Raw genomic sequence first — 16,141 nt, 5'->3', positions numbered from 1 at the left:
TTTCTCCATCAACCAGTTGGCACTACTTCTTCACGAGGCCCTTCGACTCCAGGTAGGCCTTCGCGACGTCGGCGGGCTTGGCGCGTTCCGCGTCCACCTTCCGGTTCAGCTCGATCAGATCGGCGGTCGTGAGCGCCTTGGTCAGTGCGTCGAGCGCGGCCGCGACCTCGGGGGCTCCGGCGTCCTTGGCGTTGACCACCGGCAGCACGTTGTCCGCGTTCTGGAGCTTCTTGTCGTCCTCCAGCAGGACCAGGCCGAAGCTGTCGAGGGTGGCGTCCGTGGTCGTGGTGAGGACGAGCTGGTCGACGCCGTCCTTGACGGCCTGCTTGGCCTGCGGGGTGCCGACGCCCTTCGGGTCAATACCGGAAACTTGAATTCCGTATGTCTTCGTCAGCCCGGGCCCGCAGAAGGGACGGACGGAGCATTCGTCACCCGCCGCGATCTTCACCTTCAATCCCGACTTACCAAGATCGGAAAGGGACTTGAGGTTGTTCTTCTCGGCGAATTCCCTGGTCACCGCGAATGCGTTCTGATCGACCGCCGGACCGGCGGGCAGCACCTTCAGCCCGAGCGGCGCCGCGAGCTTCTCCAGGCCCGCCACCGTCGCCGCGACGTCACTCGACGCGACCGGAGTCTCTTCGGGCGCCTTCGGCCCGTTCACCTTGGCGTTCAGGAACTCCGCGAGCGTGGCCGCGTACTCCGGGACGACGTCGATCTCGCCCTTCTCCAGGGACGGTTCGTACAGCTCGCGGTTGTTGACCGTCTTGACGGACGTGCTGTAGCCGGCGTCCGCCAGGACCTGCGCATACAGCTCCGCCAGCACGTTCGACTCGGTGAACCCGGCCGCGCCGATCACCAGGCTGCCCCGGCCGCCCCCGGCGGGGGCGGCGGAGGAGCCGCCGTCCTTGCTCTTCTCCAGGCTGTCGCCCCCGCAGGCGGCCAGCGACACCGTCAGGGCCAGGACGCCCAGGGACGCCCCGAGGACGCGCGAGGTCTTGGTCATGGAATTGCTCCGTTCGGAGTGGGTAAGGGGAATCAGCGGTGGGCGCCGACGTGGGGCAGCAGCCGTTCCGCCGCCACCAGCACGCCCTCCACCAGCAGGGCCAGGGCGGCCACGAGCAGGGCCCCGGCGACGACCTGCGGGGTGTTGTAGGTGTTGAACCCGGCGGTGATGATCCGGCCGAGACCGCCCTGCCCGACCATGGCGGCGATCGTGGCCGTGGCGATGACCTGGACCGAACCCGACCGCAGCCCGGTCATCACCAGGCCGCGCGCGAGCGGGAGTTCCACCCGCCAGAAGAGCTGACCGCCGGACATGCCCATCCCGCGGGCGGCCTCCACCACCGAGCGGTCCACCTCCCGCATGCCGACGTACGCATTGGTCAGCAGGGGCGGGACGGCGAACAGCACGAGCGCGGCCACCGTCGGCAGGTAGCCCGCGTTGCGCAGCGGGGAGACCATGAAGAGCGCCAGCACCGCGAAGACCGGCACCGCCCGCCCGACGTTGGAGACGTTGACCGCGAGCGTGCCGCCCCGGCCCAGGTGGCCGAGGTACAGGCCGACCGGCAGCGCGATCGCGCAGGCGATCGCCAGGGCGAGCCCACTGACGTAGACGTGCTCGCCGAGCCGGTGCCAGACGCCGTCCTCCCCGGCCCAGTTGGCACCGCTCGTGAGCCAGTCCCAGGCCCCCGTCACCGCACCCATGCCCTCACGCGCCCTTCCCGCGGGCGGCCGGCCTGCCGCCCGCCCGGGTCCAGGGCGTCAGCAGCCGCTGCAGGCCGAGCAGCAGCAGGTCCGCGACGAGCGCCAGCAGCACGCACAGCACCGACGCGGTGAGGACCTGCGCCTTGAACGAACTGCTCACCGCGGGCGCGATGAGGTTGCCGAGGCCGCCCTTGCCGACGATGGAGCCGACCGTGGTGAGCGCGATCGTCGAGACCGTCGCGATCCGCACGCCGGCCAGCAGCGCGGGCAGCGCCAGCGGCAGTTCCACCTGCCACAGCAACCGTCCGGGGCCGTATCCCATGCCGCGCGCGGCCTCCCGGACCTCCTCGGGAACGGCCTCCAGGCCGGCCAGCGCATTGCGGACCAGGATGGTCAGCGAGTACAGCACCAGCCCGGTCACCACCAGCGCCGCCGACAGCCCGAACACGGGCAGCAGCAGGGAGAACATGGCCAGCGAGGGGATCGTGTAGAGCAGGGTGGTGAAGGTGAGCACGGGCGCCGACCAGCGCCGACCGCGGCGGGCCAGCAGGGCGAGCGGCACGGCCACGACCAGGCCGATCAGGACGGACACCCCGGTAATCCACACGTGCTCGACGGTGGCGTCGGTGAGTTCCCGCGAGCGCGAGGTGACGTAGTCCCAGCAGATCCAGTCGTTCGCCACCAGGCAGTTCTGCCCCGCCACGCGCCTCACCCCCCGCCCTCACACGTACACACGATCGATCCCACTGCCTTGGACGACCCTAACCCCCATCGCGGCAGATGGCCGGAATCCTTCGCACGAGGACGCCATGACCTTCACCTGCGGACGGCGCGCGTGAGGAAAGATGGATCCGTGATCCGATTCGAGCATGTGACCAAGCGCTACCCCGACGGGACGACGGCCGTCGAGGACCTGTCCTTCGAGGTGGCGGAAGGAGAGCTGGTCACGCTGGTCGGACCGTCCGGCTGCGGCAAGACGACCACGATGAAGATGGTCAACCGGCTCATCGAGCCGACCTCCGGCCGGATCCTGCTGGGGGGCGAGGACATCGCCGCCGCCGACCCGGTCGAACTGCGCCGCCGCATCGGCTACGTCATCCAGCAGGTCGGGCTCTTCCCGCACAAGACCGTGCTGGAGAACACCGCGACCGTGCCGCAGCTGACCGGCACCCCCAGGGCCGCCGCCCGCGCCAGGGCCGCCGAGCTGCTGGAACTGGTCGGACTGGACCCGTCGGTGTACGGGAGCCGGTACCCGCAACAGCTCTCCGGCGGGCAGCGCCAGCGCGTCGGCGTGGCCCGCGCGCTCGCCGCCGACCCGCCGGTGCTGCTGATGGACGAACCCTTCGGCGCCGTGGACCCGGTGGTGCGCGAGCGGCTGCAGAACGAGTTCCTGACCCTCCAGAAGACCGTGCGCAAGACGATCCTGCTGGTCACGCACGACCTGGAGGAGGCCATCCGGCTCGGCGACCGGATCGCGGTCTACGGGACCGGCACCATCGAGCAGTTCGACCGCCCGGCGGCGGTCCTCGGAGCCCCGGCCACCCCGTACGTGGCCTCCTTCGTCGGCGCCGACCGGGGGGCTCAAGCGGCTCGCCGTCACCACGCTCGGGACCGGCGACCTCGCACCGGCCGGGGGGACCGGCGCCCGGGGTGTCGGTGGAGCTCGGCGCGACGCTGCGCGAGGCGCTCGCCGCCCTGCTGCAGGAGGACTCGGGCCGGATCGGCGTGACGGACCCCGACACCGGCGAGCTGGCCGGCGTACTGACCCCGGAAGGCGTCCACCGGGCCCTGCGCCGGGCCGAGTTGCAGCAGGCGTGAGGAGGCGGCACGGCAGAGGGGCCCGACCTCCCGGTCGGGCCCCTCTTCACGCGGTCGCACCGCACGGCCGTCAGGCCTGGATGCGGCCGCTCATCCACATCAGCATCGGCGGGATCTCCCGGCGCCAGGTGTTGAAGTTGTGGCCGCCGCTGTCGAGGATGATGGACGAGACCCGGTCCGGGCCCTGCACCTTCTTGATGAACTTCCGGGTGTCCGCCAGGTTCGGCTCACCCTTCTCACTGCTGGTGACGAGGAAGGACGTACCGGCCGGCTTCTTGTTCTCCATCACGTGCAGGATGTCCGCGCGCTTCTTCAGCTTCTCGTCGCCGTGGAAGAGGTCACCGGTCGTCGGGTCGTCGGGAGCGTCGTAGTACGCGGACAGCCCCGCCGCGGCACCGTAGGTCTGCGGGTAGTGCGCGGCGATCTTCAGAGCGCAGTAACCGCCGGTGGAGTTGCCGATGAAGCCCATGTTCTCGGGCTTCCGCCCGACCCGGAAGGTGTCCTGGATGGCCTGCGGAAGGTCCACCCCGAAGAAGGTCTCCGTCTGCGGGCCTCCGGGGACGTCGACGCACTCGGTGTCCCGTGGCGGCGCCACCGTCGGGCGCAGCATGACCAGGATCATCGGCTTCATCTTGCCCGACTTGGAGAGGCTGAAGGCCTTCATCGGGTAGTCGAGCCCTTTGATCAGGTTCTCGGCGGTGCCCGGGTAGCCCGTCAGGACGACGGACGCCGGAAAGTTCTCGTCCTTGTGCTGCGGCTGGAAGTACTCCGGCGGGAGCCAGACGTAGCCGGGGCTCGTTATCTTCGACTTCTGCCCCGATATGGCGACCTTCAGGATCTGACCGCCGACCTGGGGCTTGGCGCCACCGGGGACGTCCAGCTTCTGCTTGTCGACGACCTTGATGTCCTTGCTGCTCATGGAGTGGTCGACGACCTTGCCCATCGACGTCTCCCGGCCGAACAGGTCCGCCCAGGAACCGTAGAACAGGAAGGACTTGTTGGCCGCGAGCCCCACCGCGGAGAACAGCGCCAGCTGGGTCGCCAGCAGGAGCCCGACACGGCCGGCGACCGTACGCCAGCTGCGGCCCGAGAGCTTCGGCCAGAACCAGATGGTGGCCGCGAACAGCAGCACACCGGCGAGGACGGCCAGCGCCAGGACCGTATTACTGGTGAGACCCATGAGCAGTCAGTCGACTTTCTGATGGCAGGACTGGAAATTTCCGGCGGAAGAGTGAACCCGCTGTCCGTCGATGCCGTCCTAGGGGACGCACCACACACCGGAGGCTGTCGCGGCCTTCGGCCACATGATCTCTCGCGGAGCAACGGGAAGCGATGTCTAGCAGGATAGATGGCGATAAGTCGGGACAGGTTCCGAGCAGGGTCCGCCGAATCCTCAGGGGCCCACAGCCGGAGTCGGTGCCCGGCCTGGTAGGTACGGCCGTCATGATCGTCGGCCTTCTGGACATCGCGGCGGGCGTCTTCCCGCGCTTCCGGCACAGCCGGATCCACGCGGTCACCGAGGTGCTGCCCGGCTCCCTCGGACCGTTCGCCGCCGCCCTGTCCATCAGCGCGGGCGTACTGCTCCTGCTGCTCGCCCACGGCCTCAAGCGGCACAAGCGGCGCGCCTGGCGGGCCGCCGTCGTCCTGCTGCCCGCGGGCGCGGCCGCGCAGTTCATCTACCGCCACTCGATCATCGGTGTGGTCATCGCGGCGGTGCTCCTCGCGCTGCTGCTGCGCCACCAGGGCGAGTTCAAGGCGCTGCCGGACCCGCGCAGCCGCTGGAAGGCACTGGCGAACTTCGTCCTGATGAGCGCCGGCTCCATCGGCCTGGGCCTGGTCATCGTCAACGTCCACCCGGGCAAGGTCGTCGGCACCCCGAGCCTGTACGAGCAGATCACCCACGTCGTCTACGGCCTCTTCGGCTTCGAGGGCCCCGTCGACTACGCCGGCCGGGTGTCCTGGACCGTCGGCTACTCCCTCGGCGCACTCGGCATGCTGACCGCCCTCACCACCATCTACCTGGCCCTGCGCCCCGAGCACCCGGCCGCCCGGCTCACCGCCGACGACGAGGGCAGGCTGCGCGAGCTGCTCGCCAGGCACGGCGGACGGGACTCCCTCGGCCACTTCGCCCTCCGCCGTGACAAGGCCGTCGTCTTCTCCCCCAGCGGCAAGGCCGCCGTCACCTACCGCGTCGTCTCCGGCGTGATGCTCGCCTCCGGCGACCCGATCGGCGACGTGGAGGCGTGGCCCGGCGCGATCGAGCGGTTCATGGAGGAGGCCAAGGCCCACTCCTGGACCCCGGCGGTCATGGGCTGCAGCGAGACCGGCGGCGAGGTGTGGACCCGCGAGACCGGACTCGACGCCCTGGAGCTGGGTGACGAGGCGATTGTCGATGTCAAAGACTTCTCCCTCTCGGGCCGCGCCATGCGCAATGTCCGCCAGATGGTGAAGCGCATCGAGCGCAACGGCTACACCACCAAGGTCCGCCGGGTCAGCGAACTGACCGACGCGGAGCTGGAGCAGGTCCGCGGCGCGGCCGAGGCCTGGCGCGGCACCGACACCGAGCGCGGCTTCTCGATGGCGCTCGGCCGCGTCGGCGACCCGGGCGACGGCGACTGCTTCATCGCCACCGCACACCGCGTGGAGGAGGGCGACACCAGCCCCTTCGGCGATCTGAAGGCCATCCAGCACTTCGTGCCGTGGGGCAAGGACGGCATGTCCCTGGAGCTGATGCGCCGCGACCGCGGCGCCGACCCGGGCATGAACGAACTGCTGATCGTCGCCTCCCTGGAAGCAGCCCCGGCCCTCGGCATCGAGCGGGTCTCGCTGAACTTCGCGATGTTCCGCTCGGCACTGGCCCGCGGCGAGAAGATCGGCGCCGGCCCGGTCCTGCGCATGTGGCGCAGCCTGCTGGTCTTCCTCTCGCGCTGGTTCCAGATCGAGTCGCTGTACAAGTTCAACGCAAAGTTCCGCCCCCGCTGGGAGCCGCGCTTCGTGGTCTTCCGCGCCACCCGCGACCTGCCCCGCATCGGCTTCGCCGCCATGCAGGCCGAGGGCTTCGTGACGCTGGCCCTGCCCCGCCTCTTCGCCGCCCGCCGCCGTCCCAAGCCGGTCCGCACCTGTACGCACAACCTGGTGGCGTCCGTCCCGAAGCAGGCCGAACGCGAGGTCCAGGCCGCCTAGCAGCCACCCGTACCCGTACACCCGCACCGCACCCGCACCCGCGACATCCCCGAAGGCCCGGCCGGCGACCGACCGGGCCTTCGGCGCACCCCGGCGGAGCCCCGGGGCCCCTCCGTCCCCGCCCGCCGGAACACGTCAGGGGCTGTCATATCCAGGTCAGCCCTACCCTTGACCCATGAACACCAAGCGCGGAGCCATCGACCGGGGCCGGGTCGCAGGACTGCCCGAATGGGACCGCTGCGCGGTCATGGGCGTCGTCAACGTGACCCCCGACTCCTTCTCCGACGGCGGTCGCTGGTTCGACACCACCGCCGCCGTCAAGCGCGGGCTCGACCTGGTGGCCCAGGGCGCCGACCTCGTGGACGTCGGCGGCGAGTCCACCCGTCCCGGCGCCTCCCGCGTCGACGAGGAGGAGGAGCTGCGGCGTGTCGTCCCGGTGGTGCGCGGCCTGGCCTCCGAGGGCGTCACCGTCTCCGTCGACACCATGCGGGCGACCGTCGCCGCCCGGGCCGTCGACGCCGGAGCCGCCCTGGTCAACGACGTCAGCGGCGGCCTCGCCGACCCCGGCATGATCCCGGCCGTCGCCGCCGCCGAGGTCCCCTTCGTGGTCATGCACTGGCGCGGCTTCAGCGCCGACATGAACAGCCTCGCCGTCTACGACGACGTGATCGCCGAGGTCACCGCCGAACTCCGGGCCCGGATCGACGCGGTCGTCGCCGGCGGCATCGCCCCCGAGCGGCTCCTCGTCGACCCCGGCCTTGGCTTCGCCAAGAACGCCGACCACGACCTGGCCCTGGTCGCGCACATGGCCGACCTGCGCGCCCTCGGCTTCCCGCTGCTGGTCGCCGCCTCGCGGAAGCGCTTCCTCGGCCGGGTCCTGGCCGGCGGCACGGACGCCGCCCCGCCGCCGGCCCGCGAACGGGACGCCGCCACGGCCGCCGTCTCCGCGATCGCCGCGCACCAGGGTGCCTGGGCCGTACGGGTCCACGAGGTACGGGCGACCGCGGACGCGGTTCGGGTGGCCCGCGCCGTGGAAGGGGCACTCTGACCCTCATCGACCGACAAGGAGAACAGTGAGCAGAACCGACATCGAAGCGGTCGAAGAGGTCAACACGGCCTTCTACGAGGCAATGGAGCGGGGGGACTTCGACGCTCTGTCGGCACTCTGGCTGGAGGACGAGATCTCCTGCGTGCATCCCGGCTGGCCGGTGCTCTCCGGCCGGGGCGAGGTACTGCGCTCGTACGCGCTGATCATGTCCCACACCGAGTACATCCAGTTCTTCCTCACCGACACCAAGGTGGCCGTCATAGGTGACACGGCACTGGTGACGTGCACCGAGAACATCCTCAGCGGCGGACCCGCCGAGGACGGCGGAGAGCTCGGCCCGCTCGTCGGCCAGCTGGTCGTCGCCACGAATGTGTTCCGACGCACATCGGGGGGCTGGCGCCTGTGGTCCCACCACGGTTCTCCCGTCCTCACGGAGTCCGACGAGGACGACGAGGACCCCTCCTCCTGACCCCTACGGCGGGGGCCGGACTGTTTCGCAGGTAAATTCGAAGTCGGACGACGCCGACCGCACTCGGCGCAGGCCCATGGCCCCGGGGAGCACCGGGACCGGAAGCACTTACGAAAGCAGGAGTGATTCGCGTGGATTGTGTCGCGCTGCGCGGCCTCAAGGCTCGCGGGCACCACGGCGTCTTCCCCCGGGAGCGCGAGGAGGGCCAGACCTTCATCGTCGACCTCGTGCTGCACCTCGACACCCGCCCGGCGGCGGCCGGGGACGACCTGGCGAAGACCGTGCACTACGGGGTGGTCGCCGAGGAGGTCGTCGACGTCGTCCAGGGCGAGCCCGTCGACCTGATCGAGACCCTGGCCGAGCGGATCGCCCAGCAGTGTCTGAAGCACGAAGCGGTGGCGCAGGTGGAGGTCGTCGTCCACAAGCCGGACGCTCCCATCACCGTCCCGTTCGACGACGTGACCATCACGATCACCCGGAGCCGCGCATGAACAACGGACTGAACGCTCAGAGCGACCCCACCGTCCAGCCGGTACCCGCCTCCGTCGTCGAGGCGGTCGACGCGGCGGACGTGACCCTGTCCAACCCCAAATGGGCCGTCATCGCGCTCGGCGCGAACCTCGGCAACCGCCTGGAGACCCTCCAGGGCGCCATCGACGCCCTCGGCGACACCCCCGGCCTGCGGGTCAAGGCCGTCTCCCCCGTCTACGAGACCGAGCCGTGGGGCGTCGAGGCCGGCTCGCAGCCCTCGTACCTCAATGCGGTCATCGCGGTGAAGACCACCCTGCCCCCGTCCTCGCTGCTGGAGCGCGGGCAGGCCATCGAGGAGGCCTTCGACCGCGTCCGCGAGGAGCGCTGGGGCCCGCGCACGATCGACGTCGACATCGTGGCGTACGCCGACCGCGTCTGTGACGACCCGGTCCTCACCCTCCCGCACCCCCGTGCCCACCAGCGCGCCTTCGTGCTGGCCCCCTGGCACGACATCGACCCGGAGGCCCAGCTCCCGGGCCGGGGCCCGGTCGCCGGCCTCCTGGCCGGAATCGGCCTGAGCGGCGTCACGCCGCGCCCCGACCTGGAACTCCACCTCCCCGAGTAGTCGTTAGTAGCCTGTTCACGGCTACTCGCTGAAAGTGGGGACGGGCAAGTGAAGCAACTGAGGCCGGGGGTCCTGGCGGGCATCTTCGTGGTCGCCGGGGTCCTGTCCTGGGCCGGTGCCCGGCTGTGGAACGCGTACGGCACCCTGCCGGGCGTTCCGCTGGCCGCCCCGATCGTCCTGGGGGCCATTGCCGTGGTGCTGCTGGCCACCGCACTGTCCCTGAAGGCCCGGCTCAAGGCCCAGCGGGAGCGCCGCCCGGGCGCGAAGGGCGTGGAGCCGCTCATGGCGGCCCGCGCGGTGGTCTTCGGACAGGCCAGCGCGCTGGTGGCCGCGCTGGTGGCGGGCATGTACGGCGGTGTGGGGGTCTTCCTGCTGACCGACTCCCTCGATGTCCCCGCCCGCCGCGACCAGGCCTGGTACGCCGGATTCTCCGTCCTGGCAGGCATCGCGGTCATCGCCGCCGCGCTCTTCCTGGAGCGCGTCCTGAAGCTCCCCGAGGACGAGGACCCCGCCCCGGAGACCCCCGCCCGGGCGTAGGGCGTCCCGTTCGCCGTCAGGCCTCCCACGGGGCGCGGACCAGGTGCCCGTTCACCAGGACGTCAGGATGGGGTGCGCGCCGGAAGCCCACAGCATCGGTCCCCCTCCGCGAACTGAAGTCTCGGAGGGGGACCGTAGCGGACAGCGCTGACAGTGCCGCTAGCGAGCCATGATGAGGCTCATCGCCTCGGCCCGGGTGGCCGTGGTACGGAGCTGGCCCCGAACTGCGGACGTGGTGGTCTTGGCGCCCGGCTTGCGGATGCCGCGGACCGACATGCACATGTGCTCCGCCTCGATCACCACGATGGCCCCGCGCGCATCAAGGATCTCCATGAGGGAGTCCGCTATCTGCGTCGTGAGGCGCTCCTGGACCTGCGGTCGTCGGGCGTAGACCTCCACAAGGCGGGCGAGCTTCGACAGGCCCGTGATCTTGCCGTTCTCCGACGGGATGTAGCCGACGTGCGCGACTCCGTGGAACGGCAGCAGATGGTGCTCACACAGGGAAACGATCTCGATGTCCTTCACCAGGACCATCTCGTCATGCCCCAGGTCGAACACCGTCGTCAGTACGTCCTCCGGCTCCTGCCACATGCCGGCGAGGATCTCCCGGTAGGCACGCGCCACGCGCGCCGGCGTCTCCAGGAGGCCCTCGCGGTCCGGGTCCTCGCCGACCGCGATCAGGAGTTCACGGACCGCAGCCTCCGCGCGCTTCTCGTCGAACTCGCCGATCCTGCCCTCGCCACCGGTCAGGGTCACTGGGTCGGTCATCTCATCCTCGTTCCTGTCCGCACACGCGGTCGTACTCATGTGCCGCGCCCCCCAGGCTAGAGCCTGGGGGGCGCGGCTTCCATTCCGGGTGGATCGACCCTCCGGCTACTCCGGGAGGTCCTCCGGAGCCACCTCGATGCCCTTCTCCGTGGAGACCGGCGTGACGGCGGACGTGCCGTTCGCCGCGTTCGTCAGCTGCAGCTCCTTGGGGGAGAGCACCGGCGGACGGGTGGAGGGGGTGCGGCGGGAGGATCCGGTCCACGCGGGGCGGGCCGGACGCTTGACGATGGTCGAGAAGATCTCGGCGATCTCCTCCTTGCCCAGCGTCTCCTTCTCCAGCAGCGCGAGGACCAGGTTGTCGAGGACGTCGCGGTTCTCGACGAGGATCTCCCAGGCCTCGTTGTGCGCGGTCTCGATGAGCTTCTTGACCTCTTCGTCGACCAGCGCCGCGACCTCTTCCGAGTAGTCCCGCGGGTGCGACATCTCGCGGCCCAGGAACGGCTCGGTGTTGTCGCCGCCGAACTTGATCGCGCCGAGGCGCTCGGTCATGCCGTACTGCGTGACCATGGCCCGCGCCGTGGCCGTGGCCTTCTCGATGTCGTTCGCCGCGCCCGTGGTCGGGTCGTGGAAGACCAGCTCCTCGGCCGCGCGCCCGCCCAGCATGTACGCCAGCTGGTCGAGCATCTCGTTGCGCGTGGTCGAGTACTTGTCCTCGTCGGGCAGGACCATGGTGTAGCCCAGGGCCCGGCCGCGGGACAGGATCGTGATCTTGTGGACCGGGTCGGAGTTCGGCGAGGCCGCCGCGACCAGGGCGTGTCCGCCCTCGTGGTACGCGGTGATCTTCTTCTCGCGGTCCGACATGATCCGGGTCCGCTTCTGCGGGCCCGCCACGACACGGTCGATCGCCTCGTCCAGGACGTGGTTGTCGATCAGCTTCTTGTCCGAGCGGGCCGTGAGGAGCGCGGCCTCGTTGAGGACGTTGGAGAGATCGGCACCGGTGAAGCCCGGGGTGCGGCGGGCGACGGCGCCCAGGTCCACGTCCGGGGCGACCGGCTTGCCCTTCTGGTGGACCTTGAGGATCTCCAGACGGCCCTGCATGTCGGGACGGTCGACCGCGATCTGCCGGTCGAAGCGGCCCGGGCGCAGGAGCGCCGGGTCCAGGATGTCGGGCCGGTTCGTGGCGGCGATCAGGATGACGCCGCCCTTCACGTCGAAGCCGTCCATCTCGACGAGCAGCTGGTTGAGGGTCTGCTCGCGCTCGTCGTGGCCGCCGCCGAGGCCCGCACCGCGGTGCCGGCCGACGGCGTCGATCTCGTCGACGAAGACGATCGCCGGGGCGTTGGCCTTGGCCTGCTCGAACAGGTCGCGGACACGCGAGGCACCGACGCCGACGAACATCTCGACGAAGTCGGAACCGGAGATCGAGTAGAAGGGAACACCCGCCTCGCCCGCGACGGCGCGCGCGAGCAGGGTCTTGCCGGTGCCGGGCGGGCCGTAGAGGAGCACGCCCTTGGGGATCTTGGCGCCGACGGCCTGGAACTTCGCCGGCTCCTGGAGGAACTCCTTGATCTCGTGGAGTTCCTCGACGGCCTCGTCCGAGCCCGCGACGTCGGCGAACGTGGTCTTCGGGGTGTCCTTGGTGATCAGCTTGGCCTTGGACTTCCCGAAGTTCATGACTCGGGAGCCGCCGCCCTGCATCTGGTTCATCAGGAACAGGAAGACAACGACGATGAGGACGAAGGGCAGGAGCGAGAGCAGCACGCTCAGGAACGGGCTGGTCTTGTCCGGGGTGACGGAGTAGCCGTCCGGGATCTGACCGGCGTCGTACTTGGTCTGGAGGGTCTGGGCGAGCTGGACGCCCTGATCCCCGATGTAGTTGGCCTGGAACTTGGTGCCGTCGTGCTTGCCGAGCTTCTCGCCTTGCTTGAGCTCAATCTTGATCATCTGGCTGTCGCCGGTGGTCAGCTTGGCTGTCTCCACCTGGCCAGTGTTGATCGCCTTGATGACCTCGCTGGTGTCCACCGACTTGTAGCCGCCGCCGGAGCCGACGACATTCATCAACACGACCACGGCGAGGACGGCCAGCACGATCCACATGACCGGCCCACGGAAGTATCGCTTCACGTCCATCCATACGGGGCGCCAGGCGCCCCGTCCCTCCTGCCCGTAGGTAAATGCTGCTGTGTGAGTAAAGACTGTTCTTCGGAATGTACCCCTGAATTGTCACCCGCGGCCCGTGGGACGGGTGACAGACCCGCCTTCCCCTGCTCCAACGGCGGGAACCGCCCCCGGGTTCCCCGGCCGGGCCGGTGGTTCCCAGGGGGCCGGTCGGGGTCAGCCGCCGTAGACGTGCGGGGCGAGGGTGCCGACGAACGGCAGGTTGCGGTACTTCTCCGCGTAGTCGAGGCCGTAGCCCACGACGAACTCGTTGGGGATGTCGAAGCCGACCCACTTCACGTCGATCGCGACCTTCGCGGCCTCGGGCTTGCGCAGCAGCGTGACGACCTCCAGAGAGGCCGGCTGGCGGGAGCCCAGGTTCGACAGCAGCCAGGACAGCGTCAGCCCGGAGTCGATGATGTCCTCGACGATCAGGACGTGCTTGTCCTTGATGTCGGTGTCCAGGTCCTTGAGGATCCGCACCACGCCGGAGGACTGGGTTCCGGCGCCGTACGAGGACACCGCCATCCAGTCCATGGTGAGCGGGGTGGACAAGGCGCGCGCCAGGTCCGCCATCACCATGACGGCGCCCTTGAGCACGCCGACGATGAGCAGGTCCTTGCCCGCGTACTCCGCGTCGATCTTCGCGGCCAGCTCGGCCAGCTTCGCGTCGATCTCTTCCTTGGTGATGAGCACCGACTGGAGGTCGTTGCCCATGTCCTTCTCGTCCACCCGCATCACTTTCGTTGTCGGCCGGGGCTCCGGGGTGGCCCCCGGAGGACTCAGCCGTGTTTCAGCACCAATCAGCCCTGCCGGATGACAAGTCTGCCACCCTGGCGCTGGGCCTCCACCCGGCCGGGCAGGTTGATGGCACCCTGACCGCGCCATCCGGTGATGAGGCGGTCGACTTCCTCGATGTGGCGCGCGAAGAGGGAGCCCGCGGGGGAGCCGGCGGCGACGACGGCCCTGCGCAGCACCCGGCGGCGGACGGCCGGGGGGAGGGCGTACAGCTTGGCGCACTCCAGGCGGCCGTCCTCGTCGCGTACGCCGCGGTCCGCCTCGGCGGCCCAGGCGTCGAGCGCGTCGGCGTCGTCGCGGGAGAGCTGGGCGGTACGGGCGAGGGCCTCCACGACACCCTTGCCGAGCGCCTTCTCCAAGGCGGGCAGTCCCTCGTGGCGCAGGCGGGAGCGGGTGTAGGCGGGGTCCATGTTGTGCGGGTCGTCCCAGACGGCCAGGGACTGCACCATGCACGCCTTGCGGGCGGTCTGCCGGTCGACCTGGAGGAAGGGGCGGCGGTAGCGGTGGCTGCGTCCGGGACCGCCGGAGACTTCGGCCATGCCGGAGAGCGAGCGGATGCCGGATCCGCGGGCGAGTCCCAGCAGGACGGTTTCCGCTTGATCGTCCCGAGTGTGGCCGAGCAGCACCGCGGCGGCACCGAGGCGGTCGGCGGCCTCGTCCAGGGCGCCGTAGCGGGCGTCGCGGGCGGCGGCCTCGGGGCCTGCGCCGCGGCCGACGCGCACGGCGACGGACTCCACCGGGTCCAGGCCGAGGGAGGTCATGCGGGCGACGACTTCGGCGGCCCGCTGGTCGGAGCCGGCCTGCAGTCCGTGGTCGACGGTGATGCCGCCGGCCCGGATACCGAGTTTGGGGGCCTCGAAGGCGAGGGCCGAGGCGAGGGCCATGGAGTCGGCGCCGCCGGAGCAGGCGACGAGCACGAGTGGCGGGGTGCCCGAGCCGGTGCGACGGTCGGCACGGGGGATGCCTCCGGACGGAGTCCGGGGGAGGTCGGTGAGGTCGGTGAGGACGTCGTGGAGTACGCGGCGGACCGCCAGGCGTATCGCCGCGACCGCAGGATGGGGACCCATGTCCGGTGCCCTTCGATGGAGTTGGGATGCCTCGGAGGCTTCGGTTGGTGTGCGGGGGCGCTTGCCCGACTACCCCCGCAGAACGGAGAGGATGTCACTCAGAGTGCGTCGATGGTGACAGAACCGAGCCGTTCCCCGAGCATCGCACGCCCTTCTACGGCTCACGGTCCCTCGGACGGGTGATGCTGCTTCCCCCAGTGAGACATGTTTAGGCCTCTCCGTCACGTGTGGCGCGGGTGAACGTGGGAGAAGCGCCGGGACCGTGCGGCACGGGCCCGCCGGCGCGCGGCGGGCCCATGCGCCCGGGTGTCAGCCCTCCCGGTCCTCCCCGCCGGTCTCCCCTCCCGTCTCGCCCCCCTTGCCGTGGACCCGGGCCACCCAGTCCGCGGGCCGGTCGATCTCCGCCTTGGTGGGCAGCGTGTTCGGTGAGGTCCAGACCCGGTTGAAGCCGTCCATGCCCACCTGGCCGACGACGGCACGCACGAAGCGCTCGCCGTCGCGGTACTGGCGCAGCTTGGCGTCGAGGCCGAGCAGCTTGCGCAGGGCGGCGTCGAGCCGACCCGCTCCGCTGGCGCGGCGCTGCTGGAACTTCTCCCGGATCTCGGCGACCGAGGGCACCACCTGGGGGCCGACGCCGTCCATGACGAAGTCGGCGTGGCCCTCCAGCAGGGACATGACGGCGGTGAGGCGGCCGAGGATCTCGCGCTGCTCGGGGGTCTGCACGAGCTCGACGAGGGAGCGGCCCTCGTCTCCGCGCTCGGCGTCGGGGCGGGCGCCGGCGAAGGACTGGGCGGCCTCCCGGATGCGTTCGAGGACGGTCATCGGGTCCACGTCGGTGGCGCCGAGAAACGTCTGGATCTCGCCTTCGAGGTGGGCCCGCAGCCACGGGACGGCCGTGAACTGGGTACGGTGCGTCTCCTCGTGCAGGCAGACCCAGAGACGGAAGTCGTGCGGGGCCACCTCCAGCTCGCGCTCGACGTGCACGATGTTCGGGGCGACGAGCAGCAGCCGGCCGCCCGCCGCGGAGGCCGGCAGGTCGCGGGAGACGGGCGCGAAGGTCTCGTACTGCCCCAGGACCCGAGAGGCCAGGAAGCTGAGCAGCATGCCCAGCTCGACGCCGGTGACCTTGCCGCCGACGGCCCCGAGCACGGCTCCGCCGGGGGCGGCCGCGCGGCGGTCCTGCATCTTGCCGAGGAGCGGCATGAGCAGCTCCCGGAATCCGGCGACGTTGGCCTTGACCCAGCCGGCCCGGTCGACGACCAGGACGGGGGTGTCGGGGACGGCGGCGCCGTCCGGGATCATCCGGGTGAACTCGCGTACGTGCCGTTCCGAGGTCCTGGCGTGCCCGCGCAGCTCGGCGACGACGGCCCGTGCCTCGTCCCGGGTGACCTCCGGGCCGGGACGTACCAGCCGGGTCGCGGTCGCGACCGCGAGGTTCCAGTCGACCATCTCCGCACCACTGATGCTCGTCATGCGTCAACCGTACGTGGGGGAGG

At 70.5% G+C, this 16,141-nt stretch carries 15 protein-coding genes and 1 pseudogene; 7 read left to right on the top strand and 9 right to left on the bottom strand.

What is annotated here, in order from left to right:
* Positions 1-22: 22 nt before the first annotated feature.
* Genes R4Z63_RS17815 through R4Z63_RS17805 form a run of 3 tightly spaced genes read right to left on the bottom strand, consistent with a single transcriptional unit; the run spans position 23 to position 2,407 of the window.
* Positions 23-1,003: an ABC transporter substrate-binding protein gene (locus R4Z63_RS17815; protein WP_384447439.1), complete on the bottom strand. Its 981-nt coding sequence runs from the start codon at positions 1,001-1,003 to the stop codon at positions 23-25.
* A gap of 32 nt (positions 1,004-1,035) precedes the next feature.
* On the bottom strand, positions 1,036-1,704 hold the full coding sequence (locus R4Z63_RS17810; RefSeq protein ID WP_037921166.1) for an ABC transporter permease: 669 nt from the start codon (positions 1,702-1,704) through the stop codon (positions 1,036-1,038).
* Between the two features lie 4 nt (positions 1,705-1,708).
* Positions 1,709-2,407: an ABC transporter permease gene (locus R4Z63_RS17805; protein WP_384447436.1), complete on the bottom strand. Its 699-nt coding sequence runs from the start codon at positions 2,405-2,407 to the stop codon at positions 1,709-1,711.
* Positions 2,408-2,557: 150 nt separating this feature from the next.
* Here R4Z63_RS17805 and R4Z63_RS17800 point away from each other — a divergent pair.
* Positions 2,558-3,522: pseudogene (locus R4Z63_RS17800) on the top strand (ABC transporter ATP-binding protein).
* A gap of 70 nt (positions 3,523-3,592) precedes the next feature.
* Here the strand turns inward: R4Z63_RS17800 and R4Z63_RS17795 are convergent.
* Positions 3,593-4,702 (bottom strand): alpha/beta hydrolase, encoded by a 1,110-nt coding sequence (locus tag R4Z63_RS17795; protein WP_037921158.1) that lies wholly within the window; start codon positions 4,700-4,702, stop codon positions 3,593-3,595.
* 152 nt (positions 4,703-4,854) lie between these two features.
* Between R4Z63_RS17795 and R4Z63_RS17790 the strand changes: the two genes are divergently transcribed.
* The 6 genes from R4Z63_RS17790 (at position 4,855) to R4Z63_RS17765 (ending at position 9,855) form a co-directional block, all read left to right on the top strand.
* Positions 4,855-6,705, top strand: a complete 1,851-nt coding sequence (locus tag R4Z63_RS17790) for a phosphatidylglycerol lysyltransferase domain-containing protein (RefSeq protein ID WP_037921155.1) — start codon at positions 4,855-4,857, stop codon at positions 6,703-6,705.
* Positions 6,706-6,880: 175 nt separating this feature from the next.
* Positions 6,881-7,753, top strand: coding sequence for a dihydropteroate synthase (gene folP, locus R4Z63_RS17785; protein ID WP_037921142.1), 873 nt, complete (start codon positions 6,881-6,883; stop codon positions 7,751-7,753).
* Positions 7,754-7,778: 25 nt separating this feature from the next.
* Positions 7,779-8,222 carry a nuclear transport factor 2 family protein gene (locus R4Z63_RS17780; protein ID WP_384447427.1) on the top strand — a complete coding sequence of 148 codons (444 nt, stop codon included), beginning with the start codon at positions 7,779-7,781 and terminating at the stop codon, positions 8,220-8,222.
* A 131-nt stretch (positions 8,223-8,353) separates the two neighbouring features.
* Entirely contained in the window at positions 8,354-8,713 is a 360-nt protein-coding gene (gene folB / locus R4Z63_RS17775) for a dihydroneopterin aldolase (RefSeq protein WP_384447424.1), read from the top strand.
* Entirely contained in the window at positions 8,710-9,318 is a 609-nt protein-coding gene (gene folK / locus R4Z63_RS17770) for a 2-amino-4-hydroxy-6-hydroxymethyldihydropteridine diphosphokinase (RefSeq protein ID WP_037921136.1), read from the top strand. The genes folB and folK overlap by 4 nt, the downstream gene beginning before the upstream one ends.
* Before the next feature lie 48 nt (positions 9,319-9,366).
* Positions 9,367-9,855, top strand: a complete 489-nt coding sequence (locus tag R4Z63_RS17765) for a DUF3180 domain-containing protein (RefSeq protein WP_037921133.1) — start codon at positions 9,367-9,369, stop codon at positions 9,853-9,855.
* 159 nt (positions 9,856-10,014) lie between these two features.
* Here the strand turns inward: R4Z63_RS17765 and folE are convergent, their stop codons facing one another.
* The 5 genes from folE to R4Z63_RS17740 form a co-directional block, all read right to left on the bottom strand.
* Complete coding sequence (gene folE, locus R4Z63_RS17760) at positions 10,015-10,623, bottom strand: GTP cyclohydrolase I FolE (protein ID WP_037921130.1); 609 nt, start codon at positions 10,621-10,623, stop codon at positions 10,015-10,017.
* A 105-nt stretch (positions 10,624-10,728) separates the two neighbouring features.
* Positions 10,729-12,753, bottom strand: coding sequence for an ATP-dependent zinc metalloprotease FtsH (ftsH, locus tag R4Z63_RS17755; RefSeq protein ID WP_037921127.1), 2,025 nt, complete (start codon positions 12,751-12,753; stop codon positions 10,729-10,731).
* 204 nt (positions 12,754-12,957) lie between these two features.
* Positions 12,958-13,518 (bottom strand): hypoxanthine phosphoribosyltransferase, encoded by a 561-nt coding sequence (hpt, locus tag R4Z63_RS17750; RefSeq protein ID WP_030010907.1) that lies wholly within the window; start codon positions 13,516-13,518, stop codon positions 12,958-12,960.
* A 65-nt stretch (positions 13,519-13,583) separates the two neighbouring features.
* Positions 13,584-14,645: a tRNA lysidine(34) synthetase TilS gene (gene tilS, locus R4Z63_RS17745; protein ID WP_037921125.1), complete on the bottom strand. Its 1,062-nt coding sequence runs from the start codon at positions 14,643-14,645 to the stop codon at positions 13,584-13,586.
* Between the two features lie 309 nt (positions 14,646-14,954).
* A complete protein-coding gene (locus tag R4Z63_RS17740) occupies positions 14,955-16,118 on the bottom strand; it encodes a zinc-dependent metalloprotease (RefSeq protein ID WP_052030443.1) in 1,164 nt (387 codons plus the stop codon).
* Positions 16,119-16,141: the final 23 nt, after the last annotated feature.

Source organism: Streptomyces sp. PL-29 (assembly GCF_058344425.1).
Note: the sequence above shows the minus strand (reverse complement) of the source record. Positions and strands in the feature narration are given on the sequence as shown.